Source organism: Streptomyces sp. NBC_00094 (assembly GCF_026343125.1).
Classification (GTDB): Bacteria; Actinomycetota; Actinomycetes; order Streptomycetales; family Streptomycetaceae; genus Streptomyces.
This window is the reverse complement of sequence record NZ_JAPEMB010000001.1, coordinates 7,512,425-7,537,984: the sequence shown is the minus strand read 5'-3', so window position 1 is coordinate 7,537,984 and position 25,560 is coordinate 7,512,425. Positions and strand designations below refer to the sequence as shown.

At 73.4% G+C, this 25,560-nt stretch carries 23 protein-coding genes; 7 read left to right on the top strand and 16 right to left on the bottom strand.

Going from position 1 to position 25,560, the window contains the following annotated elements:
* Positions 1-64 precede the first annotated feature (64 nt).
* The 5 genes from OG580_RS33315 to OG580_RS33295 are packed head-to-tail and all read right to left on the bottom strand — an operon-like array spanning position 65 to position 6,054.
* A complete protein-coding gene (locus OG580_RS33315) occupies positions 65-1,477 on the bottom strand; it encodes an amidase (RefSeq protein ID WP_267047377.1) in 1,413 nt (470 codons plus the stop codon).
* A gap of 32 nt (positions 1,478-1,509) precedes the next feature.
* Positions 1,510-2,193, bottom strand: coding sequence for an ABC transporter ATP-binding protein (locus tag OG580_RS33310; protein ID WP_267047376.1), 684 nt, complete (start codon positions 2,191-2,193; stop codon positions 1,510-1,512).
* A complete protein-coding gene (locus OG580_RS33305; RefSeq protein WP_267047375.1) occupies positions 2,193-3,980 on the bottom strand; it encodes an ATP-binding cassette domain-containing protein in 1,788 nt (595 codons plus the stop codon). Before OG580_RS33305 ends, OG580_RS33310 begins: the two co-directional genes overlap by 1 nt.
* A complete protein-coding gene (locus OG580_RS33300) occupies positions 3,977-5,218 on the bottom strand; it encodes a substrate-binding protein (RefSeq protein ID WP_267047374.1) in 1,242 nt (413 codons plus the stop codon). Before OG580_RS33300 ends, OG580_RS33305 begins: the two co-directional genes overlap by 4 nt.
* On the bottom strand, positions 5,179-6,054 hold the full coding sequence (locus OG580_RS33295) for a branched-chain amino acid ABC transporter permease (RefSeq protein ID WP_267047373.1): 876 nt from the start codon (positions 6,052-6,054) through the stop codon (positions 5,179-5,181). The genes OG580_RS33300 and OG580_RS33295 overlap by 40 nt, the downstream gene beginning before the upstream one ends.
* Before the next feature lie 162 nt (positions 6,055-6,216).
* On the opposite strand from OG580_RS33295, the gene OG580_RS33290 reads away from it, so the two are divergent.
* Positions 6,217-7,170: a helix-turn-helix domain-containing protein gene (locus tag OG580_RS33290; protein WP_267047372.1), complete on the top strand. Its 954-nt coding sequence runs from the start codon at positions 6,217-6,219 to the stop codon at positions 7,168-7,170.
* A gap of 159 nt (positions 7,171-7,329) precedes the next feature.
* Here OG580_RS33290 and OG580_RS33285 read toward each other — a convergent pair whose 3' ends face one another.
* The 9 genes from OG580_RS33285 to OG580_RS33245 all read right to left on the bottom strand — a co-directional run bounded on the left by OG580_RS33285 (position 7,330) and on the right by OG580_RS33245 (position 16,826).
* Positions 7,330-8,724 carry an FAD-binding oxidoreductase gene (locus OG580_RS33285; RefSeq protein ID WP_267047371.1) on the bottom strand — a complete coding sequence of 465 codons (1,395 nt, stop codon included), beginning with the start codon at positions 8,722-8,724 and terminating at the stop codon, positions 7,330-7,332.
* A 322-nt stretch (positions 8,725-9,046) separates the two neighbouring features.
* Positions 9,047-10,225 carry a 4-hydroxybenzoate 3-monooxygenase gene (locus OG580_RS33280; RefSeq protein ID WP_267047370.1) on the bottom strand — a complete coding sequence of 393 codons (1,179 nt, stop codon included), beginning with the start codon at positions 10,223-10,225 and terminating at the stop codon, positions 9,047-9,049.
* 46 nt (positions 10,226-10,271) lie between these two features.
* The gene (gene pcaD / locus OG580_RS33275; protein WP_267047369.1) at positions 10,272-11,441 is read right to left on the bottom strand and encodes a 3-oxoadipate enol-lactonase; all 1,170 of its coding nucleotides are present in this window, start codon (positions 11,439-11,441) and stop codon (positions 10,272-10,274) included.
* The gene (pcaB, locus tag OG580_RS33270) at positions 11,438-12,841 is read right to left on the bottom strand and encodes a 3-carboxy-cis,cis-muconate cycloisomerase (protein WP_267047368.1); all 1,404 of its coding nucleotides are present in this window, start codon (positions 12,839-12,841) and stop codon (positions 11,438-11,440) included. The genes pcaD and pcaB overlap by 4 nt, the downstream gene beginning before the upstream one ends.
* Positions 12,828-13,403 carry a protocatechuate 3,4-dioxygenase subunit alpha gene (gene pcaG, locus OG580_RS33265; protein WP_267047367.1) on the bottom strand — a complete coding sequence of 192 codons (576 nt, stop codon included), beginning with the start codon at positions 13,401-13,403 and terminating at the stop codon, positions 12,828-12,830. The genes pcaB and pcaG overlap by 14 nt, the downstream gene beginning before the upstream one ends.
* Positions 13,400-14,152, bottom strand: coding sequence for a protocatechuate 3,4-dioxygenase subunit beta (gene pcaH, locus OG580_RS33260; RefSeq protein ID WP_267047366.1), 753 nt, complete (start codon positions 14,150-14,152; stop codon positions 13,400-13,402). The genes pcaG and pcaH overlap by 4 nt, the downstream gene beginning before the upstream one ends.
* Positions 14,153-14,161: 9 nt before the next feature.
* Positions 14,162-15,343, bottom strand: coding sequence for a thiolase family protein (locus OG580_RS33255; RefSeq protein ID WP_267047365.1), 1,182 nt, complete (start codon positions 15,341-15,343; stop codon positions 14,162-14,164).
* Positions 15,340-16,071, bottom strand: a complete 732-nt coding sequence (locus OG580_RS33250; RefSeq protein WP_267047364.1) for a CoA transferase subunit B — start codon at positions 16,069-16,071, stop codon at positions 15,340-15,342. Before OG580_RS33250 ends, OG580_RS33255 begins: the two co-directional genes overlap by 4 nt.
* A complete protein-coding gene (locus OG580_RS33245) occupies positions 16,068-16,826 on the bottom strand; it encodes a CoA transferase subunit A (protein ID WP_267047363.1) in 759 nt (252 codons plus the stop codon). Before OG580_RS33245 ends, OG580_RS33250 begins: the two co-directional genes overlap by 4 nt.
* Positions 16,827-17,007: 181 nt before the next feature.
* On the opposite strand from OG580_RS33245, the gene OG580_RS33240 reads away from it, so the two are divergent.
* The gene (locus OG580_RS33240; protein WP_267047362.1) at positions 17,008-18,804 is read left to right on the top strand and encodes an IclR family transcriptional regulator C-terminal domain-containing protein; all 1,797 of its coding nucleotides are present in this window, start codon (positions 17,008-17,010) and stop codon (positions 18,802-18,804) included.
* Between the two features lie 61 nt (positions 18,805-18,865).
* On the opposite strand, the gene OG580_RS33235 is transcribed toward OG580_RS33240, so the two are convergent.
* The gene (locus tag OG580_RS33235) at positions 18,866-19,501 is read right to left on the bottom strand and encodes a LysE family translocator (RefSeq protein WP_267047361.1); all 636 of its coding nucleotides are present in this window, start codon (positions 19,499-19,501) and stop codon (positions 18,866-18,868) included.
* 104 nt (positions 19,502-19,605) lie between these two features.
* On the opposite strand from OG580_RS33235, the gene OG580_RS33230 reads away from it, so the two are divergent.
* Positions 19,606-19,857 carry an EF-hand domain-containing protein gene (locus OG580_RS33230; RefSeq protein WP_267047360.1) on the top strand — a complete coding sequence of 84 codons (252 nt, stop codon included), beginning with the start codon at positions 19,606-19,608 and terminating at the stop codon, positions 19,855-19,857.
* Between the two features lie 98 nt (positions 19,858-19,955).
* Complete coding sequence (locus OG580_RS33225) at positions 19,956-20,534, top strand: antibiotic biosynthesis monooxygenase (RefSeq protein ID WP_267047359.1); 579 nt, start codon at positions 19,956-19,958, stop codon at positions 20,532-20,534.
* 60 nt (positions 20,535-20,594) lie between these two features.
* Here the strand turns inward: OG580_RS33225 and OG580_RS33220 are convergent, their stop codons facing one another.
* Entirely contained in the window at positions 20,595-22,094 is a 1,500-nt protein-coding gene (locus tag OG580_RS33220; protein WP_267047358.1) for a long-chain fatty acid--CoA ligase, read from the bottom strand.
* A 192-nt stretch (positions 22,095-22,286) separates the two neighbouring features.
* On the opposite strand from OG580_RS33220, the gene OG580_RS33215 reads away from it, so the two are divergent.
* The 3 genes from OG580_RS33215 to OG580_RS33205 all read left to right on the top strand — a co-directional run bounded on the left by OG580_RS33215 (position 22,287) and on the right by OG580_RS33205 (position 25,555).
* Positions 22,287-23,378 carry a sugar ABC transporter substrate-binding protein gene (locus OG580_RS33215; RefSeq protein ID WP_267047357.1) on the top strand — a complete coding sequence of 364 codons (1,092 nt, stop codon included), beginning with the start codon at positions 22,287-22,289 and terminating at the stop codon, positions 23,376-23,378.
* A gap of 81 nt (positions 23,379-23,459) precedes the next feature.
* Positions 23,460-24,239, top strand: a complete 780-nt coding sequence (locus OG580_RS33210; RefSeq protein WP_267047356.1) for an ATP-binding cassette domain-containing protein — start codon at positions 23,460-23,462, stop codon at positions 24,237-24,239.
* Positions 24,236-25,555, top strand: a complete 1,320-nt coding sequence (locus OG580_RS33205) for a sugar ABC transporter permease (RefSeq protein ID WP_267047355.1) — start codon at positions 24,236-24,238, stop codon at positions 25,553-25,555. The genes OG580_RS33210 and OG580_RS33205 overlap by 4 nt, the downstream gene beginning before the upstream one ends.
* The last annotated feature ends 5 nt before the right edge of the window (positions 25,556-25,560 follow it).

Genomic DNA, 25,560 nt, shown 5'->3' with positions numbered 1-25,560 from the left:
GTTGCGGCGGTGGCGCGGTGTCACCGCCGACGAGGGGAGGGGCCTCGCGCGGAGGGCTCGGGGATCAGCCCTGGTAGCGCGCGGGGCGGCGGAGCTGCCAGCGGTCGAGCTCCTCCAGTTCGGCGGCGACCCGGAGGAGGGCGGCCTCGTCCCAGGGCCCGGCGATCAGCTGGCTGCCGACGGGGAGTCCCTCGGCCGACGTGAAGGTGGGCAGGCTGACGGCGGGCTGCCCGGTGATGTTGCAGATCGAGGTGAAGGAGATCATCTGCGTCTCGGTGGTGCGCGGGCCGCCGGGGTCCGCGTTGGCCTCCTTGAGCAGGGCGTCCACCGGCGGCGGCAGGCAGGCCATGGTGGGAGTGAGCAGGAGGTCGAACTCCTGGCCCCACTGCGCGCGGACCGCGCGGGCCTCCTCGGCGAGCAGGGTCGCGGCCCGGGTGTACTCGCCCGAATGCCGGCCGGCGGCCCGGTCCATCCGGAACCGAAGGTGCGGTTCCGCGAGTTCCGGCTGTTGGTAGGGGGCGGCCCAGAGCGCTGCGTCCAGGACGGTCTGCGCGTAGCCGACGATCGCCTTCTCGCTGAAGAAGCGGGGGGAGGCGGGGGCGACGTCGTGGCCGAGGGAGACGAGCAGCCGGGCGGTGTGCTCGACCGCCTCGACGCACTGCGGGTCGACGGGGAGCCCGGTGGGCGCCTCGGTGAGGAGGCCGATCCTGAGGCGTCCGCCGTCGCGGCCGGCCTCGTCGAGGTAGGGGCGCTCGGGGGCGGGTGCCTGGTACATGGCGAGCCGGTCGGGTACGGACATCGCGTCGAGCAGCGCGGCGGCGTCCCGGGTCGTACGGGTGATGGCGCCCTCGACGGTGGCGTGCTCCCAGCCCGGCACCTGCTGGGGGACGCGGCCACGGCTGGGCTTCAGGCCGAGCAGGCCGCAGGAGGAGGACGGCATACGGATCGAGCCGCCGCCGTCGTTGGCGTGGGCGACGGGCGCGAGGCCGGCGGCGACGGCCGCGGCGGCGCCACCGCTGGAGCCGCCGGAGGAGTGCTCGTGGCTCCAGGGGTTGCGGGTGCTGCCGAAGCGGCTGTTGTCGGTGGTCGACAGGAGGCCCATCTCGGGTGAGTTGGTGCGGCCCATGAGGAGGAACCCGGCGTCGAGCAGTCGGCTGATCACCGGCTCGGTGAGGGTACGGGGGCGGTCGTCGACCCCGTACGAGCCGTAGGTCGCGGGCTGGCCCTCGACCTGGGTCAACTCCTTCACGGGGACGGGCACTCCGTGGAAGGGCGCGAGGGGGCCGCCGTCGACGACGGCCTGTTCGGCGCGGCGGGCGGCGGCGAGGACGGCGTCCTCGTCGAGCCAGGTGAAGGCGGCGAGTTCGCCGTCGTGCTCCGCGATCCGCCGGAGGTAGGTCTCGGCGACCTCGACGGGGCTGAGGTCGCGCCGGCGGATCGCCGCCGCGAGGTCGGTGGCTGAGGCGAACGGGTCCATGGTGAACGGCTCCAGGGGAAGGGAGGGGGCGGTCAGCGGACCGCGAGGATGTCGTCGAGGCGGTCGCGCAGACCGGGTTCGTTCGGCGCGTCGAGGACGACGCGTCCGGCCTCCATCACCACGACGTGCCGGCTGTGGTCGAGGAGTGCGCCGGCGTGCTGGTCGACGAGGAGGACGGCCACCCCGGCGGCGGCGATCGCGCCGAGGGCCTCCAGGACGTCGGCGACCACCGAGGGCTGGAGGCCCTGGGTCAGTTCGTCGACCGCGATCAGGGTCCGGCCCGCCAGCATGGCGCGGGCGATGCCCAGTTGCTGCTTCTGCCCGCCGGAGAGCGTCCCGGCCTGCTGCCGGGCGCGGTCCGTGAGCAGCGGGAAGACGGTGTACGGGTCGACGGCGGGGACGACGTCGCGGCGGCGGGCGAGGCGGAGGTTCTCGGCGACCGAGAGCGCGGGGAAGACGCCCCGGTCCTCGGGCATCAGCGTGGCTCCGGCCCGGGCCAGGAGCTCGGGTCGGCCCGGGGGCAGGGTCCGGCCGTCGAGGGCGACGGCGCCGGCGTGCCGGTCGGCGAGACCGAAGACGGTCCGCAGCAGGGTCGTCTTGCCGGCGCCGTTGCGGCCGATGAGGGCGGTGATCTCGCCGCCGCGCACGGTCAGGTCGGTCGGCCGGACGACGGCGGCCTGACCGTATCCGCCGGCGAGGCCCGTCAGTTCGAGCATCAGCGCACTCCCAGGTAGGCGGCGCGGACGGCCGGGTCGGCGGCCACCGCGTCGAGCGGGCCGCGGGCGAGGACCCGGCCCTCGGCCAGGACCACGACCTCGTCGGCGAGTTCCCGCACGATGTCCATGTCGTGCTCGACCACGAGCAGGGCGCAGCCGGTGCGCCGGTTGACCTCGCGGAGTTCGCGGGTGAGGCGGCGGGCGTCGTCGGGACCGAGTCCGGCGGCCGGTTCGTCGAGGAGCAGCAGCCGGGGTGCGGCGGCGAGCACCATCGCCAGCTCCAGACGGCGGCGGTCGGCGAGCGGCAGGGTGCCGGCCGGCCGGAGTTCGTCGTCGACGAGGTCGCGGAACTCGGCGGGTGGATCGGTGGGTTCGGACGCCTCGACGCGGGCGAGTCGGAGGTTGTCGGCCGGGGAGAGTTCCGCGATGACGCTGGGGATCTGGAACATCCGGCCGACGCCGAGTCCGACCCGGCGGTGGACCGGCAGGCCGGTCGCGTCGGTGCCGAAGAGGCGCAGGGTGCCGGCGTCCGGGGCGAGCTGTCCGGCGACGACGTTCAGGAAGGTGCTCTTCCCGGCGCCGTTGGGTCCGATGAGGCAGACGCAGCGGCCGGCCTCGACGGTGAGGTCCACTCCGGCGAGCACCTCGACGGGGCCGAAGGCCTTCCGGACGCCGGTCACGGCGAGCGGAACGGAGTCGTCCTCTCCTCGGGGGACCTCCTCGGCCTTACGGCGCGGGGCGCGGCGGGCCATGGCCGGGAGCCGTACGGCGGGTCCCGGTCCGGCCAGCCAGCGGCGAGGGGCGGCGGTCAGTCCGGCCGGGGCCACCTGGACGACCAGGAGGAACAGGGCGGCGAGGGCGAGCACGTACCAGCCCTGCCAGGTCGAGCCGAGGAACTGCTGGCCCACGGTGACGGCGACGGCTCCGACGAACGGCCCCACGGTGGACTCGCGTCCGCCGAGGGCCAGCCAGATCAGCACGGACGTCGACAGGCCGAGACCGAACACCGTCGGCGACACGAGCCCCGCCACGGGGGCGTACAGCGCTCCGGCGAGGGCGGCGACGGCCGCGCTCACGGCGAAGGCGGTGGACCGCACCCGAATGCCGTCGATGCCGCTCTGGGCGGCCCGGTCGGGGTTGCGGGCCGCGGCGACCAGGCGGGCGCCGAAGCGGCCCCGGACGACCAGTACTCCGCAGACCGCGACCACGGCCGCGACGGCGGCGAGGGTGACGTAGTAGGAGGTCACCACGTCGGGCCCGGAGACGGACAGGCCGTTCGTTCCGCCGGTGACGGGGGTCAGGGTGGTGGCGGCGCGCTGCAGGAGCAGTCCGACGCCGATGGTGAGGAGGATCAGCGGCGCGTCGGGGACCGGGGCGGCCAGTCCGATGCGGACGACGGGCAGGGCGATCGCCACGGCGGCGACGACGGCCGCGCCCACCGTCAGCGTCCAGGGGAGGCCGTGCTCCTGGCCGAGAGCGACGGCGTAGGCGCCGAGGCCGAAGAACGCGGCGTGTCCGACGCTCAGGAGTCCGGCCCTGCCCCAGCTCAGGTCGAGGCCGTAGGCGAACAGGCCGTAGCAGAGACCCAGGGTGAGGGTGGCGACGGCGAAGGCGTCGAGGCCGAAGGGCGCGGCGAGCAGGGCCACGCCCGTGACCGTGGGGAGGGCGATGCGCAGCGCCCGGCGGAGACCGCCGGCGGGCGGGGCCGTGGCTGCGGGGACGGCGGCCCCGGGGGCCTGGGGAGCCCCGGGTGCCACGGGAGCGTCCGAGGCGGCGGGGACGGTCACGCGCAGCCCTTCTTCGGGGTCGTGTCGGCGACCATCGGGTGGGTGCGGGTGACGGTGTAGGCGCCGTCGCGGCCGATGGTGACCTCCCTCATGTCGGCCTGGAACACGTGGTTGGACGGCTCGAAGCGGGTGCCCTTGCCGAGCGGGCTGTCCAGGGTCAGTCCGCCGATCGCCTTGTTGACGGCCTGGGGGTCGCCGGAGCCGGCCTTCTCCGCGGCGGCCAGGAAGAACTTGACGCCGAAGTAGGCGTTTCCGGCGACCTCGGGGATCGGGGCCTTCCACTGGTGGGCGTCCCGGTAGTCCTTCGCGAAGGCGCGGCTCTCGGCGTCGTCCACCTGGTCGCTCCAGCGGACGGTGTGCGTGCGGCCCGCCACGAGCGCGCCCAGTGCCGGCTGGAAGTCGGCGTCGAGGGGGGCGCCCTCGTAGCCGAGCTCCGGGGTGAGGAGGCCGAACTGCTGCGCCTGCTTGCTGAAGGTGACCGCGTCCGCGCCGACGACCATGGACAGGACGGAGTCGGGTCCGGCGGACTTGAGGCGGCCGATGACGGGCTGCCAGTCGGTCTGGCCGAGGGGGCTGTACTCCTCGGCGACCACCGTGCCGCCCGCCTGCTTCACCAGTTCCTTGGCGACACCGGCGTAGAAGCGCGGGTAGTTGTAGTCGGAGCCGACGAGGGCGACCTTCTTGCCGTACTTCGCGACGAGCCCGGGGACGGTCGGGGTCAGCATCTGCCGGGTCGACTCGCCGAAGCCCCACTGGTACGCGAAGCAGTGCTCGGTGTCGCCGAGGATGGCGGTGCCGAAGGGCACGTGGGCCTCGTCGGCGACCCTGCCGACCGCTTCGGCGGTGTCGCCGGTGATGGTGCCGAACAGCATGGTCACCTTGTCCTGACGGACCAGGCGGCGGGCGAGCTGGGTGGAGTTGGCCGGGTCCCCGGCGTCGTCCACCACGACGTACTCCACGGGGCGGCCGTGGACGCCGCCTTCGGCGTTGACCTTCTTGACGGCCAGTTCGAGGCCGTTGCGCAGGGCGGTGCCGACCTGGGAGACGGGTCCGGTGAGCGGGACGACCACGCCGATCCTCACCGGTCCGCCGGCGGCGGCCGGGCCGTCGTCGTCGGAGAGCGCCGCGCCCTGGCAGCCGGTGAGGGTGACGGCGAGGGTGGCCGCCAGCGTGAGGGCGGTGGTGCGGGCTGCGGGCGTCACGCGGCGGTCGCGGGCGCGGGGGTACGACGGAACCATGCGGAGAACCTTCCGATCCAGGGGCGCGAGCGCAGTGCGGCGATCGCGACGACGACGGCGTAGAAGAGGGCTTCGGCGAGGGTGTCGGAGAGCCACGTACGCAGCAGGACCGACAGCGCGGAGATCAGCAGCGCGGCACCGGCGGCGGTGGCGAGGGCGCCGGGGCGGCTGAGCAGCAGGCCGAAGAAGACGGGAACCAGCAGGCCGAACCCCATGCTGGGGTTCACGGCGAGGACGGGGCTGTAGAGGGCACCGGCGAGGACGGCGAGCAGGCCGCCGATCGTGAAGGCGGTGGCGCGCATCCGGCGCGGGTCGGTGCCGAGCAGCGCCGCCATGGCCGGGTTGTCGGCCACGGCGCGCAACCGCAGGCCCCAGTCGGTGCGGTGGGCGGCGAGCAGGACGAGACCGATGACGGTGATCGCGGTGAGCGCGCAGACCAGCCGGTAGGCCGGGTAGGGCGTGCCGAGGACATCGAGCGTGCCGTCCACGGGGACGGCGACGGTGCGGGAGGTCCCGGTGTAGAGGAGTTCCGCGCCCTGTCGCAGGGCCATGCCCAGGCCCCAGGTGACCAGCATCGCGGCCAGCCCGTCGGAGCCGGGCCGGCGCAGCAGCAGCCGCTCGATGATCAGGAGCAGCGGTGCGCCGACGGCGAGGGCGAGCAGGGTGCGGACGCCGAAGGGGGCGGTTGTCGCGGTCGCGGCGACGTAGGCGCCGACCATGGCCAGGTCTCCCTGGGCGAGGTTGACGACCCGGGTCGCCGCGAAGATCACCGCGATGCCGACCGTGAGCAGGCCGTAGAGGCCGAACTGGCCAACGATGGCCAGAAGTACATCCATCTGTTACCGCCTGTGTGCTTCCGGGTGCAGCGGGGACTCTGCGAGCATCTGGCAATCCCGTGGTGGGCACTGGTCCGGCAGCGCAGAGTTCTGTGCCCGCAGTGCGCGGACCGGACGGCGCGAAGGGTGCGTCCGGTGCGGGCGGGATGGGAGGAGTACGACGTGCCGGTGGAGCGACGCGACGACGGCAACCTGGTGTTCGGCTATCTCGACACCGCTTCGGCGGATCTGTCGGGGGCCTCGGACACGGTGCTGGTCCGGGCGCGTACGGGCGACGAGGGGTACGCCGCGGAGATGCGGCCGAGCCGGTTCGGTGCGCTGAGCGGCTGCGACATCAGCGGGGACCAGGCGATCCGGGTGATGCCCCGGCCCTCACCCGAGGCGCCCCGGCCCGGCCATCTGCTCGGCCTGCTGGTGTCGGGGCGGGGCGAGCTGGAGCAGGACGGGCGGCGGGCGGAGCTCTCGCCCGGGGACTTCGTCCTCTATACGGGCGCGCGCCCCTTCCGGCTGGAACTCGAGTCCGGTCACCGGTACTTCGTCCTGTCCCTGGACACCGGGTCGACGGGGCAGCTGGCGACGGCGGCCGGCGCGTTGACCGCCAACGCCGCGCTGCCGCGCTCGCCGAGCGGGCGGGTGCTCGCGGCGATGGTCGGCGAACTGGCCGAGCGGGCGCACGGCTTCGGCCCGCTGGCGCGCCGGGAGATGGGCGAGCACGTGTCGGCGATCCTGCGGACGCTGCTGCGCGAGGCGGGCGGCTCGGAGTCGGCGTCCGGCCCGGCGGCCTCGGGGGTCCTGGACCGGATCCTCGCGTACATCGACGAGTGTCTCGCGGAGGAGCTGTCACCCGGGTCGATCGCGGCGGCGCACCACATCTCCGTACGCCATCTGCACGCGCTGTTCCGGGAGTCGGGGGTGACGGTGGGCGATCATGTGCGGCGCCGGCGCCTGGAGCGGATCCGCCGCGACCTGGTGGATCCGGCGCTCGCCCACCTGCCCGCGTACGTCCTGGCGGCCCGCACGGGGCTGGGCGAGGCGAGCCACTTCAGCCGGGTGTTCCGGGCGGAGTTCGGCCTGTCGCCGCGCGCGGTACGGGAGCGGGCGCGCGCCGGGGCTTGAGTTCCTGGGCGGCGCCCGCCCGGGCCCGAGGTCCGCGGCGGCGCCCGCCCGGGCCTGAGGTCCGCGGCGGCGCCCGCCCTGGCCCTCCCCGTACGTACCGGGTCAGGGCATGGCGATGCGGGCCCCGGGCACACCCGGGGCCCGTACGGCGTCAGAGGTTCAGCTGTCGAAGCCGAGGCCGAAGCGGTCGAGCGTCCGCAGCCAGAGATTGCGGCGGCCCTCGTTGAGGTCCGCGCGGGCCATCGACCACTTGGTGATGCCGACGCCCACCGAGCGGATCGGCTCGGGCGGGAACGGCAGCGGCTTGCGGCGGACCAGTTCGAGCGAGGTGCGTTCGGTGCGGGCGCCGTCGAGGAGGTCGAGCATGACCTCCGCGCCGAAGCGGGTCGCTCCCACGCCGAGCCCGGTGAAGCCGGCGGCGTAGGCGACCTTGCCCCGGTGGCTGGTGTCGAAGAAGACGCAGAACCGGGTGCTCATGTCGATGGCTCCGCCCCACGTGTGACTGAAGCGCACCCCGTCCAGCTGGGGGAAGGTCGTGAAGAAGTGACGGGCGAGCGTCGCGAAGGTCTCGTGCCGCTGGTCGTGCTCGGGGCGCACGCGCCCGTTGTAGTGGTAGATCGCGTCGTAACCGCCCCACAGGATGCGGTTGTCGGCGGAGAGCCGGACGTAGTGGAACTGGTTGTTCATGTCCGCGAAGCCCTGCCGGTTCCGCCAGCCGACGGCGGCGAGCTGCTCCTCGTTCAGCGGCTCCGTCATGAGCGCGTAGTCGTAGACGGGGACGGTGTACGGGCGGTGGCGGCGCAGCAGTGACGGGTACGCGTTGGTGGCGAGGGCGACCTTGTGGGCGGTGATCCGCCCGTAGGGGGTGCGGACGGCCATCGTGTGCCCCTGCTCGTCGAGCGACAGGGCGGGGGTGTGCTCGTGGACGCGGACGCCGAGCTTGAGGCAGACCCGCTTGAGGCCCCAGGCGAGACGGGCCGGGTTGACCATCGCCACCCCGTCCTTGTCCCACAGGCCGGCGAGGAAGGTCGGCGAGTCGATCTCGGCGCGTACGGCGTCGGCGTCGAGGAAGTCGGCCTTGCCGCCGTGGTGGGCGACGGCCTCGGCCCCCTCCTGGAGGTCCGCGACCTGGTAGGCCTCGGTGGCCACGGTGATGGAGCCCGTACGTTCCCAGTCGCAGTCGATGCCGTGGCGTACGAGGGTGTCCTCCATCTCCTGGAGGTTCTCCCGGCCCAGTCGTTCCAGGAGCCCGATCTCCTCGGGCCATCGGGAGAGGCCGTTGTGCAGGCCGTGGGTGAGGCTGGCCTCGACGAATCCGCCGTTGCGTCCGGAGGCGGCGCCGCCCGCCTCGTCGGCCTCGACGAGGACCACGTCGAGCGAGGGGTCCCGTTCCTTGGCGACGAGGGCGGTCCAGAGGCCGGTGTAGCCACCGCCGACCACGAGGAGGTCACAGGTGGTCGCGCCGACGAGCGCGGGGGTGGGCTGCGGCTTCTCGGGACTGTCGAGCCAGAACGGGGTCGGGGCGGCGTCCCGGAGCGAGGCGAGGGGGTCCATGGCGGAGGGCTCCTTGGTATTCGCGGAGGTGAGGTGCGGGCCTCCGAGGTGCCGCCATGAGAACCTTCCGACGACATCAAGGTCAAGGGTGTTGACATAAGCCCCGGGTCGACGGCCCGGCGATCGGCAGGAGTGTCGACAGCCCGGCCACCACTAGCGGTGCCGTCGGCCCGGCCACCACCAGGGGTGTCGACGGCCCGGCCACCGGCAGGGGCGTCGTCGGCACGGCCACCGGCAGGGGCGTCGTCGGCACGGCCACCGGCAGGCCGGAGAGGGGGCCGTCCCTCCCGGACGGCCCCCTCTCCGGTCTCCCCGGCAGGTGTCAGTTGTCGCTGAAGCCGACGTAGTTCTCCGCGAGCGAGGCCGAGGCCGCGCCGGAGTTCGCGAGGTAGCGCAGATGGGAGAGGCGCAGCCCGCGGTCGAACGCGGTCTCGTCCGGGCTGCTGTGGAGGAGGGTCGTCATCGTGTACGAGAAGTGCTCGGCGCGCCAGATGCGGCGCAGCGCCGTCTCCGAGTAGGCGTCGAGCAGCGTCTCGTCCCGCTCGGCGTGGTGGCGGGTGAGGGCCTTGGCGAGCAGGGTGACGTCGGCGACGGCGAGGTTGAGGCCCTTGGCACCGGTGGGCGGGACGATGTGGGCCGCGTCGCCCGCGAGGAAGAGTCGTCCCTGGCGCAGCGGCTCGGCGACGAAGCTGCGCATCGGGGTGATGCTCTTCTCGGTGATGGGGCCGCGCTTGAGCTGCCAGTCGCCGTCGACGGCGAAGCGGGTCTCCAGCTCGTCCCAGATCCGCTCGTCCGGCCAGTTGTCCGTGGAGTCGTCCGGGTCGACCTGGAGGTAGAGCCGGCTGACCTGCGGCGAGCGCATGCTGTGCAGGGCGAAGCCGCGCTCGTGGTGGGCGTAGATCAGCTCGTCGCAGGAGGGTTCGACGTCGGCGAGGATGCCGAGCCAGGAGAAGGGGTAGGTGCGCTCGGTGACGCGGACGACGTCCTCGGGCAGGGAGCGGCGCCCTATGCCGTGGAAGCCGTCGCAGGCGACGACGTAGTCGCAGTCGAGGGTGTGCTCGGCGCCCTCGTGGCGGTAGCGGACGGTGGGCCGGTCGGTGTCGATGCCGTCGACGGAGAGGGCCTCCGCCTCGAAGAGGATCGTGCCGCCGGCCTCTTTGCGCAGGGCGATGAGGTCCTTGACCACCTCGGTCTGCGCGTAGACCATGACCGACCGTCCGCCGGTGAGGGACGGGAAGTCGACGCGGTGGGAGCGCCGGTCGAAGCGGAGCTCGATGCCGTGGTGCTCCAGGCCCTGCCGGTCCATGCGGGCGCCGGCGCCGGAGGCGCGCAGGACGTCGACGGTGTCCTGTTCCAGGATCCCGGCGCGCTGGCGCCGCTCGACGTACGCCTGGTCGCGGAGTTCGAGGACGACGTTGTCGATGCCCTGCCGGTGCAGCAGGTGCGAGAGGAGGAGTCCGGCCGGTCCGGCTCCGATGATGCCGACGGTGGTGCGGGGCATGGGTGGTCTCCGTGAGCGTGGTGGAGTGGGAAGGGGGGCGACGGGATCAGAGGGCGAGCGGGATGCCGTCCTCGGCGAGGACGCTCTGCGCGGTGGCGAAGGCGGAGTTGGCCGCGGGCACCCCGCAGTAGACGGCGGAGTGCAGCAGCACCTCCTTGATGTCCTCGGGGCTGAGCCCGTTGCGGATCGCCGCCCGCACGTGCATCGCCAGCTCCTCCTGGTGCCCGTGGGCGATCAGGGCGGTGAGGGTGAGGAAGCTCCGGGTGCGCCGGTCGAGGCCGGGGCGGGTCCAGATCTCACCCCAGGCGCAGCGGGTGATGTAGTCCTGGAAGTCGGCGGTGAAGTCGGTGGTGCGGGCGACGGCCCGGTCGACGTGGGCGTCGCCGAGGACGGCCCGCCGGACCGCCATCCCCTCGGCGTACCGGTTGTCGTCGGAGTCGGGGGTGCCGAAGTGGCCGAGGAGCGCGGTGAGGACCGCTTCGGGCCGTTCGGCGGGGGCGAGGTGGGCGGCGCCGGCGAGTTCGAGCAGGCTCGCGTCCGGGATGCCGTCGGCGAGCTCGCGGGCGTGGGCGGGGGGTGTGGCCGTGTCGGCGCGCCCGGCGATGACCAGCGTGGGCGCGGCGATCCGGGACAGTGCGCCGCGGAGGTCGTACGTGGCGAGGGCGTCGCAGCAGGCCGCGTATCCGGCGGCGTCGGCGGCGCACAGGTCGTCCACGAGTCGGTCGGCGGTGTGCGTACCGGCGAAGTCGGGGGTGAACCAGCGTCCGAGGGCCGCCGGCGCGACGGCGTCCGTGCCCTTCTCGCGGACGAGGGCGGCCCGGTCCCGCCAGCCGGCGGGCTCGCCGAAGCGCGCCGAGGAGCAGACGAGGGCGAGGCTCGTGACCCGCTCGGGGTGGTGGACGGCGAGGTGGGCGCCGATGGCTCCGCCGAGGGAGATGCCGGCGTAGCCGAACTGCCCGACGCCGAGCTCGTCGGCGAGGTCGAGGACGAGTCCCGCTAGGTCGGCCATGGCGGTGGCGCCGGGCGCCGCGTCGCCGAGCGTCCCGGTGGGGGTGTCGCCGTGGCCGGGCAGGTCGAAGCGGATCACCCGGTGGCGGCGGGCGAGGGCGGGGACCTGCGCGTCCCAGACGGCGAGCGAGGTGCCGAGGGACGGGCCGAGGATCAGGACGGGCGCGTCGGCGGGGCCGTCGGTCCGGTGGTGGAGAGCGCCGGTCATGAGCGGCCTTCCGGGTCGGCGGAGGGCTGCCTCCGCAGGGCGTGGTCGACGAGCTGGGCGGCGGCGCCGGTGGCGCCGGCCGGGTCGGCGAGGGCGCGGAGCCGCTCGGGGGTGATCCGGCCGGCCGGCTCGGGGGCGGCGAGGAGCAGCTCCACGAGCTCCGTGTCCTCCTCCGCCGCCCGTCGGGACACCCGGTCGAGGAGGGCGCGGGCCTGGGCCCGGCCGAGGACTCCCGCCAGGGCGGCGGCGAGGCGTTCGCTCGCCACGAGACCGCGGGTGCGGTGCAGGTTCTCCAGCATCCGGTCGGGGCGGACGCGGAGCCCTTCGGCGAGTTCGGCGGTGTGGTGGGCGGCCGCTCCGGCCAGCCGGAGCAGCTCGCGCAGCGGCTGCCATTCGGCGTGCCAGGCGCCGGCGGGCCGCTCGTCCTCGGCGGCGAGCGAGCCGAGGAGTACGGCGGCGAGCGCGGGGGCCCGGCGGGCGGCCGCGGCGACGAGGGTGGCGCGGACGGGGTTGCTCTTGTGGGGCATGGCGGAGGAGCCGCCGCCGCTGCCCTCGGCGAGTTCCGCGGTCTCGGTGCGGGCGAGCTGGAGGACGTCCGCGGCGGGCTTGCCGAGGGCCGCGGTGGCGAACGCGAGCGCCGTCGCGAGGTCCGCGACCGGGGTGCGGAGGGTGTGCCAGGGCAGGAGCGGCGCGGCGAGCCCGAGCTCGGCCGCGTACCGCTCGGTCAGCGCCGGGCCGCTGCCGGGCGCCTCGGCCAGGTACTCGAAGGCCGCCAACGTACCTGCCGCGCCGCCCAGTTGGGCGGGGAGGCGTAGCGCGGCGAGCCGGTCGGCCGCGTCGAGGAGGAGGTGGCGCCAGCCGGCCGCCTTGAGCCCGAAGGTGGTGGGCACGGCGTGCTGTCCGAGGGTGCGGCCGGCCATGGGGGTGTCCCGGTGGGCGGCGGCGAGCCGCCCGAACGCCGCAGCGGCCCGGTGCAGTTCGGCGGTGATCAGCGGGACGGTACGGGTCGCGACGAGCATCGTGGCGGTGTCCAGGACGTCCTGGCTCGTCGCGCCCCGGTGGACGTACGGGGCGTCGTCCTCCGGGACGGCGGCGGCGAGGGCGGCGACGAGCGGGATGACCGGGTTGCCGCCCGCGCGGGCGCGCAGCGCGAGGTCGCGCGTGTCGAACCGGTCGGCACGGGCCGCCTCGGTCACGGCCTCGGCCGCCCGCTCCGGGGCGTGACCGAGGGCGGCCTGCGCCCTGGTCAGGGCAGCCTCGGCGTCGAGCATGGCCTGGAGGAAGGCCCGGTCGCCGGTGGCGCGTTCGGCCGCGGTGCCCGCGCTGACGGGGGCGAGGAGCCCGGTGTCGTACGCCTCGGTGTCGTACGCCTCACCCCCCACGGTCTCAGCGGAAGTCAAGGAACACCGTCTCTCCGGGCCCCTGGAGGCGGACGTCGAAGCGGTGGACGCCCGGCCTCTCCTCCGTGGCGAGGAGGGTCGCGCGCCGGTCGGACGCGAGCCCCGCGAGCAACGGGTCGGCGTCGGTCGCCGGGCCCGGCAGGTAGATCCGGGTGTAGAGGTGGTGGAGCAGCCCGCGGGCGAAGACGCAGACGGAGAGGTACGGGACACCCCCGGGCCGCAGGGTCCGCACCGCCCAGTGGCCGTCGGCGTCCGTGGCGATCCGGCCGAAGCCGGTGAACGTGACGCCGTCGCGACCCAGGTAGCCGCCGGTGACGGGGTCGCGCCGCAGGGAGCCGGGGGCACCGGAGCGGTCGCCGTCCGGGCCGGGCTGCCAGATCTCCAGGATCGCGTCGGGGATCGGGGCGCCGTCGCCGTCGTGGACGTACCCGTGGACGGTGAGGGCGTCGGGGTGCCCGGCCGGCGCGATGTCGGGGCCGCCGGGGAAGGGCAGGGCGTACCCGTAGAAGGGGCCCACGGTCTGCGAGGGCGTGGGGAGGAGGGGCAGGGGTTCGCGGCTCATCGGCCTTCCTCGATCCAGGTCGCGGCGGGGCCGTCGAGGACGATGTCCCAGCGGTAGCCGAGCGACCGCTCGGGGGTGGACAGGTCGTGGTCGTAGGCGGCGACGAGCCGCTCGCGCGCGGCGTCGTCGGTGACGGACTGGAGGATCGGGTCGTACGCGAAGAGCGGGTCGCCGGGGAAGTACATCTGGGTGACGAGCCGCTGGGTGAACGCGGTGCCGAAGAGCGAGAAGTGGATGTGCGCGGGGCGCCACGCGTTGTCGTGGTTGCGCCAGGGGTAGGCCCCGGGCTTGATCGTGGTGAACGTGTACGCGCCCCGGTCGTCCGTGAGGCAGCGGCCGAAGCCGGTGAAGTTCGGGTCGAGCGGCGCGGGGTGCTGGTCGCGGAGGTGGGCGTACCGCCCGGCGGCGTTGGCCTGCCACAGCTCGACGAGCTGGCCCCGTACGGGGCGGCCGGCGCGGTCGAGGACGCGGCCGGTGACGGTGATCCGCTCGCCGAGCGGCTCCCCCGCGTGGGCCAGGGTCAGGTCGGCGTCGGTCTCGGTGACGTCGGTGACGCCGAAGACCGGTCCGGAGAGCTCGACGGCCTCGGGGTCGTGGACGGTGACCGGCGGGTGGAGGGGGTGGCGCAGTGCGCTGCTGCGGTAGGGGGCGTAGTCCCGGGCGGGGTGGTGGCGTGTCTCTCCGGCGGCGAGGTAGTCCTTCCGCTCGCCTTCGATCTCGCGCGAGATGTCCTGCTGCGTCAGTGTCATGACGTCCTGTCACCTTTCCAGTACGAGGGCGAGTCCCTGGCCGACGCCGATGCAGAGCGTGGCGAGGCCGGTGCCGGAGCCGAGGGCGGCGAGCTGGTGGGCCACGGTTCCGGCGAGCCGGGACCCCGAGGAGCCGAGGGGGTGTCCGAGCGCGATGGCTCCGCCGTGCGGGTTGACGACGGCGGGGTCGAGCTCCGGCCACTCGGCGAGGCAGCCGAGGGCCTGCGCGGCGAAGGCCTCGTTGAGCTCCAGGACGGCGAGGTCGGCGAAGGTGCGGTCCGCGCGGGTCAGCGCGCGCCGCGCTGCCTCGACGGGGCCGAGGCCGAAGTACTGCGGCTCGATGCCGCTGACGGCCGAGGCGGTGATCCGGGCCAGGGGTTCGCGACCGGTGGCACGCAGGCCGGCCTCGTCGGTGATCAGGAGGGCGGAGGCTCCGTCGTTGAGGGGGGAGGCGTTGCCGGCGGTGACGGTGCCGTCCTCGCGGAAGACCGGCTTGAGGCGGGCGAGGGCCGCGGGGGAGGTGTCCGCGCGGACGGACTCGTCACGGTCGAGGCCGGTGCCGGCGACGGGGACGACCTCGGCGTCGAAGGCTCCGGTCGCCCAGGCCTCGGCGGCCTTGGCGTGGCTGGCGAGGGCGTAGGCGTCCTGTGCCTCGCGGCCGATGGCGTGCTTCTCGGCGACGAGTTCGGCGCCCTCGCCGAGGGACACGGTCCACTCGGCGGGCATGCGCGGGTTGACCATGCGCCAGCCGAGGGTGGTGGAGTGGAGTTCCTGGTGGCCGGCGGGGTAGGCGCGGTCGGGCTTGGGCAGCACCCAGGGGGCGCGGCTCATCGACTCGACGCCACCGGCGAGGACGACCGAGGCGTCGCCGACGGCGACGGCGCGGTACGCCTGGATCACGGCCTCCATTCCGGAGCCGCAGAGGCGGTTCACGGTGACGCCGGGGACGGTCACCGGGACTCCGGCGAGCAGCGCGGCCATCCTGGCGACGTCCCTGTTCTCCTCGCCCGCGCCGTTGGCGTTGCCGAGGAACACGTCGTCGATCCGGGCGGGGTCGAGCGCGGGCGTACGGTCGAGCAGGGCGCGCAGGACATGGGCGGCGAGGTCGTCCGGGCGGACGCCCGCGAGCGCGCCGCCGTAACGGCCGACCGGGGTCCGTACGGCGTCGACGATGTAGACGTCCTTGGTCACGGGGTCTCCTCCACGGTGACGGCCGCGGTGAGGGCCGGAGTGACGGCCGCGGGGTCGGCAGCGGGGTCGGCAGGAGTGGCGGCCGCGCTCAGGGCCGGGGGTACGGAGACGGGGGCGCCGGTCCGGCGCGTGAGCTCGTCCACGCTCACGCCGGGCGCGGTCTCCACGAGGACGAGGCCGTCCTCGGTGACGTCGAGGACGCCGAGGTCGGTGATGATCCGGTGGACGCAGGCGCGGCCGGTGAGCGGCAGCGTGCAGGTGTCCACGATCTTCGGCGAGCCGTCCTTGGCGGTGTGCTCGGTGAGGACGACGACCCGCCGGACGCCGTGGACGAGGTCCATCGCGCCGCCCATGCCCTTGACCATGCGGCCGGGTACGGCCCAGTTGGCGAGGTCGCCGCCGGCGGAGACCTGCATGGCGCCGAGGATCGCCGTGTCGATGTGGCCGCCGCGGATCATGCCGAAGGAGAGCGCGGAGTCGAAGAAGGCGGAGCCCGGAAGGACCGTGACGGTCTCCTTGCCGGCGTTGATCAGGTCGGGGTCGACCTCGTCCTCGTACGGATACGGTCCGACGCCGAGGAGGCCGTTCTCCGACTGGAGGACGACGTCGACGTCCTCGGGGAGGAAGCCCGGCACCCGGGTCGGCAGTCCGATCCCGAGGTTGACGTACGAACCGTCGGTCAACTCACGGGCGGCGCGGGCCGCCATCTCGTCCCTGGTCCAGCTCATCGCGTGCGTACCGTCCTTCGCTCGATGCCCTTGGCGGCGGCCTCTTCGGGGGTCAGTGCCACGACCCGCTGCACGAACACGCCGGGCAGGTGGATCGCGTCGGGGTCGAGCTCGCCCGGCTCCACGAGCTCCTCGACCTCGGCGATCGTGACGCGCCCCGCCATGGCGGCGAGCGGGTTGAAGTTCCGGGCGGAGCGGCGGAAGACGAGATTGCCGTGGCGGTCGCCGCGGGCGGCGCGGACCAGGGCGAAGTCCGTGGTGATGCCGTGTTCGAGGACGTGGGGACGGCCGTCGTACGTACGGACCTCCTTGGGCGGGGACGCGACCAGCACGCTGCCGTCGGGGGCGTACCGCCAGGGCAGTCCGCCGTCGGCGGCCTGGGTGCCGACGCCGGCCGGGGTGAAGAAGGCGGGGATGCCGCAGCCTCCGGCCCGGAGCCGTTCGGCGAGGGTGCCCTGCGGGGTGAGCTCCAGCTCCAGTTCGCCGCCGAGGTAGCGGCGGGCGAACTCCTTGTTGTCGCCGATGTAGGAGCCCGTCACGCGGACGATGCGGCCGTCGGCGAGCAGGATGCCGAGGCCTCCGCCGTCGACGCCGCAGTTGTTCGACACGACGCTCAGCCGGCCGGCGCCCTGGGCGTGGAGGGCCCGGATCAGTACGTCCGGCACCCCGCTCAGGCCGAAGCCACCGACGGCGAGCGAGGCGCCGTCTCCTATGTCCGCCACCGCTTCGGCGGCGGATGTCACCACTTTGTCCATGTCCCGACCCGTTTCGCTGAGGATTGACGGCGCATGTGTTCGCCTGGTGAACTTATGTTCATCAATGAACGCGGGGTGAGTGTCCGCCGCGCTTCGGGCCGTGTCAACGGCGCCGGGTACGGTTTCCGCATCGTGATCGACCCGCGACCGCGGTCCGCGACCAGCCGGAGGAGGCCAGACGATGGCGCAGCGCACCGATGAGACCGAGCCGGGCGCGCCCCCCGAGGAGCTCGTCGGGCCGCTGGAGCGTGGACTCGCCGTACTCCGCGCCATGGCCACCGGACATGGCGGCCGCCACCGCCCCGGAGACCTGGCCAGGACCACGGGGCTCGCGCGGTCGACGGTCGACCGGGTCGCCACGACGCTCGTGCGTCTCGGGTACGTACGCGCCGAGGAGCGCGACCTGCTGCTCGCCCCGCGCGCGGCGGAACTGGGCAACGCCTACCTGTCCTCGACCGGGCTGCCCGAGGCCGTCGGTCCGCACGCCGTCGCGCTCGCCGACGAGCTGGACGAGTCCGTGTCCGTGGCGGTCCCGGACGGGGACGGCGTCCGCTTCGTGGCGCAGGCCGCGCGACGGCGGGCCATGGCGATCTCGTTCCGCGCCGGGGACGTCCTGCCGGCCGAACGCTGCGCGCCCGGCGCGCTGTTCGCCGCGGACTGGGGCGACACGGAGTGGGAGGCCTGGCGGGCACGGCACCTGAAGGACCCGCTGGACACCGGCTTCCCCTCGGTACCGCCGCGGACGTCCTCGCCTTCGGCATCTCTCTCGGCATCGGCATCCGCATCGCCATCGGAAGCCATGGAGGCCGTGGAGGCCGTGGAGGCCGTGGAGGCCGTGGAGGCCGTGGAGGCCGTGGAGGCCGACTTCCGCGAACGGACGCGCCGGGGCCGTGAGGACGGGTGGGCTGCGGACGACCAGCTCATCGAGTCGGGCCTGATCGCCGTCGCCCTGCCGGTCCACGACCCGGCGGGCGCCGTCGTCTGCGCGGTCAGCGTGGTCAGCCACACGAGCCGTCACGACATCGGCTCCCTGGCCGGGTTCGCGCTGCCGCCGCTCCGCGCGGCCGTCGCCGCCATGGAGGCGGCCCTCGCGGCACCCGCGGCCGCGAAGACGGTGGAGGCGGTGGAGACGACGACGGCCCAGGTCACGGCGGAGCCCACCGGTCCGGGCGTGGCGGCGCTCAAGGAGGAGTTGGGCGCCGGGTTCCTGCAGTCGCTCGCGCGGGGCCTGGACGTGCTGTGCGCGTTCGGGGCGGTCCGCGGCCCGGTCCGGCTCGCGGAGCTCGCCCGGCTGACCGGACTCCCCCGCGCCACCGCACGGCGGTCGCTCATCACCCTGCGCCACCTCGGGTACGTACGGGAGGACGAGGACGGCTTCCGCGTACTCCCCCGCGTCCTGGAGCTCGGCCATGCCCGTGTCTCGGGGCTCACGCTCGTCGAGATCGCCACCCCGCACCTGGCCGACCTGGTGCTCCGGGTCCACGAGTCGGCGTCCCTCGCGGTGCTCGACGGGCAGGACATCCGCTACGTCGCCCGGGTGGCGAGCTCCCGGATCATGCACATCGACATCAGGGTGGGTACCCGCCTGCCCGCCTACGCCACCTCGATGGGCCGGGTCCTGCTCGCCGCCCTGCCCGAGGGCGAACGCGCGGCGGTCTTCGCCGGGGTGACACCCGAAGCGCTCACGCCGCACACCGTGACGACGCCCGAGGCGCTCGCCGAGGCCGTGGCCGACACGACGCGGCGCGGGTACGGGTGGGTGGAGCAGGAGCTGGAGGAGGGCCTGCGCTCGCTCGCGGCGCCGGTCACGGACGGCGGCGGACGGGTGGTCGCCGCCGTGAACGTGGCGCTCCACGCGGGGCGCCGCTCGGCGGAGGAGAGCCTGGAGACGCTCCTCCCCCACCTCCTGGCGACGGCTGCCGGGATCAGCGCCGACCTCGCCGCGGTGAGCCGCTGGTCACCCGTGCGCGTGTCCTGAAGCATGTCCTGAACCGTGTCCTGAACCGTGCCGAACGCCTCACCCTCCAGGGGCCGATGACTCAGTCGCTGACCGCCAGGCGGACGGCGAAGGCACCGATGACCGTGCCGGTGATCCGGTCGAGGACGCGGCGGGAGCGGGGCTCGCGCAGCCGGCTGCCCATCGCGGTGGCGCAGACGATGAGGACCGTGGACCAGATCACGCCGAAGGTGATGTGGACGCTCGTCAGCAACAGGCCGGCGGCGAGGTGGGGCGCGTCGGCCGGGATGAACTGGGGCAGGACGGCGACGTAGAAGACGCCCACCTTGGGGTTGAGGAGGTTGGTGAGGGTTCCCTGGCGCCAGCCGCCGGACAGCGTGTCGGCGGCGGCGCCGAGCTCCACCCCCTCGGGGGTCGTGCCCCGTCCCCGGAAGGTGTCGTGGATCATGCGGACCGCCATCCACAGCAGGTACGCCGCACCGGCCCAGCGCAGGATCTCGTACGCAAGGTGGGAGGCTGCGAGGAGGGCGGTGACGCCGAGGGAGGTGAGGGTGCCCCAGACGAGGGTGCCGGTCTGGATGCCGAGGACGACCCCCCACGCACGGGTGCGCCGGCCGAGGGCGGCGGTGCGGAGGATGACGGCCGTGTCGAGACCGGGAGTGAGGGTGAGAAGCCCTACGACGAGGGCGAAGGACCACAGCGCGGTACTTGTTGCCATGGAAGGCCACCGTATCGCAGGGCGCGGGGCAACCAGGTGCGCGGGCCCCGCGTCCCACCGTACGAAGACACCCACTGCCACGGCACCAGGAATCAGGACACGCGATGAGCGACAAGGCCCGCATACTCTTCGACGCGCTCGACCTCGACCACGACGGCACCCTCACCCGTGCCGAGGTCATCAGCGCCCTCCGTTCCAAGGGGCCGACGCTCGCCGCCCAGGGGGTCATCCCCGTCTGGGGGGTGGGAGGCGACGACGAGTCGGCGGCCCTGTTCGACGCGGCCGACCAGAACGGCGACAGGGTCCTGACGTTCGACGAGTTCGCGGCCGTGGTCGACCGCCGCTTCGGCTGGTGACGACCCGGGCGGCGGGAACCCGCGGTCCCGCTGCCCCCGGAGTCGCCGGAGTCGCCGCGTAGAGTGTGCGCGGGCGCGCTGTGATCATGAGGAGAACGATGACCGCGGTGAGCCTTGAGCACACGCACGTCCCCGCCGACTCCGGCGAGGTGACCCTGCTGATAGCGCGGAGGGTCGAGCCCGGTCACGAGGCCGCTTTCGAGCGGTGGGCGAAGGGCATCCTGGAGAGCGCCGCCCGTTTCCCCGGCCACCTGGGCTACGGGTTCTTCCGCTCCTCCGGGGGCGACGCCCCCTGGTTCCTGGTCCATCGCTTCCGGGACGCGGCCGCGTGTCAGGCCTGGCAGGAGTCCCCGGAGCGGGCCGCGTGGTTCGCCGACTGCCGGGGCCACCACCACACCGAGGTCGCGCGCCGCCGGCTGACCGGGATGGAGACCTGGTTCGCCAAGCCGGGCTCGACGCGGCCCGCGCCTCCCCGGTGGAAGATGGCGATCAGCGCGACGCTGGCCATCTATCCCATCTCCCTGCTGGGCGGCTACTTCCTGACGCCCCGTCTCACCGAGCTGCCCCTGGTGCTCAGCAGCGCCGTCATCGCGTGCGTCTTCAACGTCCTGATGACGTACGCGGCGATGCCCGCGGTCAGCCGGCTGCTGCGGGGCTGGCTCGGCGGCAGCCGGTGAGCTCCGGGCGAGGAGGGCGTCGTCGCCGCGCCCTCACCGCCCGGTGCCCGTGCGCCGGTGTCAGTCCTCGATCGCGATCTCGCGCTTGAGGATCTTGCCCGTGGGTCCCTTGGGCAGGCCCGGCACCAGCTGGACGATCCGCGGGTACTTGTACGGTGCCACGCGGGCCTTCACGAACTCGCGGAGTTCGTCCGCCGTGGCCTCGGCGCCGGGCCGCAGGGTGACGACGGCCGCGACCTCCTCGCCGTGCACCTCGTGCGGGACGCCGACCACGGCGGCCTCGGCCACGGCCGGGTGCTCGTAGAGGACCTCCTCGATCTCGCGCGGGTAGACGTTGTAGCCGCCGCGGATCACCATGTCCTTCTTGCGGTCCACGATGAAGTAGAAGCCGTCCTCGTCGCGCCGCGCGAGGTCGCCGGTGCGGAACCAGCCCTCGGTGAAGGCGGCCGCGTCGGCCTCGGGGCGGTTCCAGTAGCCGGGCATGACGTTGGGTCCCTGCACGGCGATCTCGCCGATGGCGCCGTCCTGGACGTCCTTGCCCTCGTCGTCGATCAGCCGGACCTGCACGCCCTCGATGGGGGTGCCGATCGAGCCGGGCTTGCGCGGACCGTCGAGCGAGCCGAACGTGACGACCGGGGAGGTCTCGGACAGGCCGTAGCCCTCGACGACGGCGCAGCCGAACACGGCCTCGAAGCGGTGCAGCACCTCCACCGGCATCGCCGAGCCGCCGGTCACGCACAGCCGCAGACCGGCGCCGTCCGCCAGTCCGGTCGCCCCGGCCGCGTCGGCGGCGGCGAGCAGGCCCAGGAACATGGTGGGCACGCCCTCCATCACCGTGACGCCGTCCCGGGAGAGGATCTCCAGCGCCTTCGCGGCGTCGAAGCGCGGCAGCAGGGTGATCCGGGCGCCGGTGAGGACCGCCGCGTTCAGGCCGCAGGTCTGACCGAAGACGTGGAAGAAGGGCAGTCCGCCGAAGACCGTGTCCGCCGCCGACAGGCCGAGGACGCGGGCCACCGCGGCGGTGTTGGAGCCCAGGTTCCCGTGGGTGAGCCTGGCCCCCTTGGGGCGGCCGGTGGTGCCGGAGGTGTAGAGCAGTACCGCCAGGTCGTCGACGTCCCGGTCCACGACCTCGTGGACCGGCTCGACGGCGGCCAGCGCGGCGCCGAACGCCGGGTCGGTCACGTCGACGCACGCGATGCCCAGCTCCGCCGCCGCTGCCCCGGCCTCGGCCATCGCGGCGCCCCAGGCCAGGATCAGCCGGGCCTCGCAGTCGCCGGCGCCGTACCCGATCTCGCCGGACTTGAGCAGCGGGTTCATCGGCACCGCGACGGCGCCGGCGCGCAGGACGCCGTAGTAGGCGACCGCGAAGTGGGGGATGTTCGGCAGCAGGATCGCGACCCGGTCGCCCGGCCCGACCCCCTGGGCGGCCAGCCAGGCCGCGACGCGGGCGCTGCGGTCGTCGAGGGACCGGTAGTCCAGCGCCTGGTCGTCCAGCTGGATCACGACACCGTCCGGCTGTTCCGCCGCGGTACGGACCAGGTTGAGGGCCAGGTTGGTCATCGTCGACCTCTTTCTGCTGAATCGCGCTTCGCACGGGAGCCGGACACTCGGCGGCCAGGTTACCGGCCGGTCGGTTCACCCGCTTGCCGGTCCCCCGCTTGACGCTAATGTCGATATATAGGCCAAAAGTGCATCCTCGATCCCCGCGCTCACCGGTTGGGCGTGGGAGGGGACGTACGAGAGGAGCCTTCCATGACCCGTACATTGCGGAGTGCGATAGCCCTCGCCGGAGCCGCGGCGCTTGCCCTGGGGGCGGTGTCCGTGAGTGGGGCGGCCCAGCCGGCCGCGGGGAGCGCGGCGCAGGGCGACGTGAAGATCGGCCTGCTGCTGCCGGAGAGCAAGACCACGCGGTACGAGAAGTTCGACCGCCCCTACATCGAGGCCAAGATCAAGGAACTGGCGCCCGATGCGCAGATCGACTACTACAACGCCGCCGAGAGCGCGACCACCCAGCAACAGCAGGTCAACACGGCGCTCGCCAAGGGCGACAAGGTGCTGATCCTGGACGCCGTGGACGCCAAGTCGATCCAGTCCTCCGTGCAGAAGGCCCGTGACGCGGGCGTCAAGGTCGTGGCGTACGACCGCCTGGCACAGGGTCCCGTCGACGCCTACGTCTCGTACGACAACCGCAAGGTGGGCGAGCTCCAGGGCAAGGCACTCCTCGACGCGCTCGGCGACAAGGCCGGGACGGGCGAGATCGTCATGCACAACGGGTCGCCGACCGACCCGAACGCGGCCGAGTTCAAGGCCGGTGCGCACTCCGTCCTCGACGGCAAGGTGAAGATCGGCAAGGAGTACGACACACCGAACTGGGACCCGAACAACGCCAACCAGCAGATGTCCGGCGCCATCAGCGCCCTCGGCAAGGACAACATCGTCGGCGTCTACTCGGCCAACGACGGACTGGCCGCGGGCATCGCCACCGCCCTCAAGGCAGCGGGCATCAACGTGCCGCTGACCGGTCAGGACGCCCAGCTCGACGCGATCCAGCGGATCCTCATCGGCACCCAGACCATCACGGTCGAGAAGCCGTACAAGCCGGAGGCCGACATCGCCGCCACGATGGCCGTCGACCTCGCCGAGGGCAAGGAACTCCCGGACTCGCTGACCCCCACGACCGTCACCAGCGGAAGCGGCCAGAAGGTCCCGGCCAACCTGCTGACCCCGGTCGTCGTCGACAAGAGCAACATCAAGGACACCGTCGTCAAGGACGGCCTGTACACGGTCGAGGAGATCTGCACCCCGACCTACGCCGCGGCCTGCAAGGAGGCCGGTCTCCAGTAGCGCCTCCGGCAGTCGCGAGGCGTTGCATCCCGACGGGGCGGAGCGGCCCGTGCGAGCGGGCGAGCGGAGGAGGCGGTTTCTTTGCCGGAATCAGCCGTGCTCACACTGCGGGGGATCTCCAAACGGTTCGGTGCGGTCCAGGCGCTGAAGGGGTTCGACCTGGAAGTCCACTCCGGTGAGGTCGTCGCCCTCGTCGGCGACAACGGCGCCGGCAAGTCCACCGCCGTGAAGGCGATCGCCGGGGTGAACCCGCCCGACGAGGGCGTCATCGAGTGGGAGGGCCGCCCGGTCTCGATCAACCGGCCCCATGACGCCCAGAACCTCGGCATCGCCACCGTCTACCAGGACCTGGCACTGTGCGACAACCTCGACGTCGTCGCCAACCTCTTCCTCGGCCGCGAGCTGCGCCGGTTCGGCGTGCTCGACGAGGTCCGTATGGACCAGCGCTCGCGCGAACTGCTGGACACCCTGTCCATCCGCATCCCGAGCGTCCGCATCCCCGTCGCCTCCCTCTCCGGCGGGCAGCGGCAGACGGTGGCGATCGCCCGGTCGCTGATCGGCGAGCCGAAGGTCGTCATCCTGGACGAGCCCACGGCCGCGCTGGGCGTGGAGCAGACCGCGGAGGTCCTCGACCTCGTGGAGCGGCTCCGCGAGCGCGGCCTCGGGACCATCCTGATCAGCCACAACATGGTGGACGTGATGGCGGTCGCGGACCGGATCGCCGTGATGCGGCTCGGCCGGAACAACGGTTTCTTCGACAAGCGGTCCACGACCACCGAGGAGATCATCTCCGCCATCACCGGAGCCACCGACAGCGCCGTCACCCGCCGCCAGGCCCGGAAGCGGGAGGAGGAGCGATGAGCCCCGACCGAGACCGCACCGACGGCCCCGGAGGCGCCGGTGCCGGAGCCCCCGGCCCCGACGACGTCGGCACCCAGGGACCCGCGAAGGGCGCCCTGCCGGCCGTGGACACCCGGCTGCTGGTCCGCGAGGAGGGGATCAAGGGGTACGTCGGGGAGTTCCGGCGCAAGCTCCGCAGCGGTGAGCTGGGGTCCCTGCCCGTCATTCTGGCCGTGATCATCATCTGGACGGTCTTCGGCAGTCTCGACAGCACGTTCCTCTCGGCCCAGAACCTGTCCGACCTCAGCCAGCAGATCGTCGGCACCGGCATGATCGCCGTCGGCATCGTCTTCGTCCTGCTGCTCGGCGAGATCGACCTCTCCGTCGGCTCGGTGAGCGGCCTGTGTGCCGCGATCTTCGCCGTGCTCAACGTCCTGAACGGCATGAACGAGTGGCTCGCGCTGCTGATCGCCATCGTGGGCGGCGCGGCCGTGGGGCTCATCCAGGGGTTCTTCTTCGCCGAGGTCGGCGTCCCGGCCTTCGTCGTCACGCTGGCCGGAAACCTCGCCTGGAACGGACTGATGCTCCAGGTGCTCGGCACCAGCGGCACGGTCAACATCCCCAGCGAGAGCGTCGTCTCCAAGCTCTACTCGACGATCTACCACAGCCCCGCCGCCGCCTATCTGACCGCGGCGGTGGGGGTCGGGTTGTTCCTGGCGGCCCAGCTCCTGGACGCGCGGCGCCGACGGGCGGCTCGGGTGCCCTCCCGGCCGATCGCCGAGATCGTCCTGCGTACGGCCGTGCTCGCCGCGATCGCGTTCGTCACCGCGTACATCCTCAACCAGTACCAAGGGCTCCCCCTGGCGCTGCTGGTCTTCCTGATCCTGCTGGTGATCCTGGACTTCGTCCTGCGGCGTACGACGTACGGGCGGCGGATCTTCGCGGTGGGCGGCAACATCGAGGGCGCGCGCCGGGCCGGCATCAGCGTGCCGTTCGTCCGGATGTCCGTGTTCTCGATCTCCGGGACCATGGCCGCCGTCGGCGGCATCTTCCTGGCGGGGCAGATCCAGTCCGCGAGCCAGACCTCCGGCGGCGGCAACCTGCTGATGAACGTCATCGCCGCGGCGGTCATCGGCGGGACCAGCCTGTTCGGCGGGCGCGGCTCGGTGTGGTCCGCCCTGCTGGGCGCGCTGGTGATCGGGTCCATCCAGTCCGGCATGAACATCATGGGCGTCAGCAACGCCGTCCAGTTCATGATCACCGGTTCGGTGCTGCTGGCCGCGGTGGTCGTCGACTCCCTGTCCCGCAGGAGCCAGAAGGCCGCGGGGCGGGCCTGACCCCG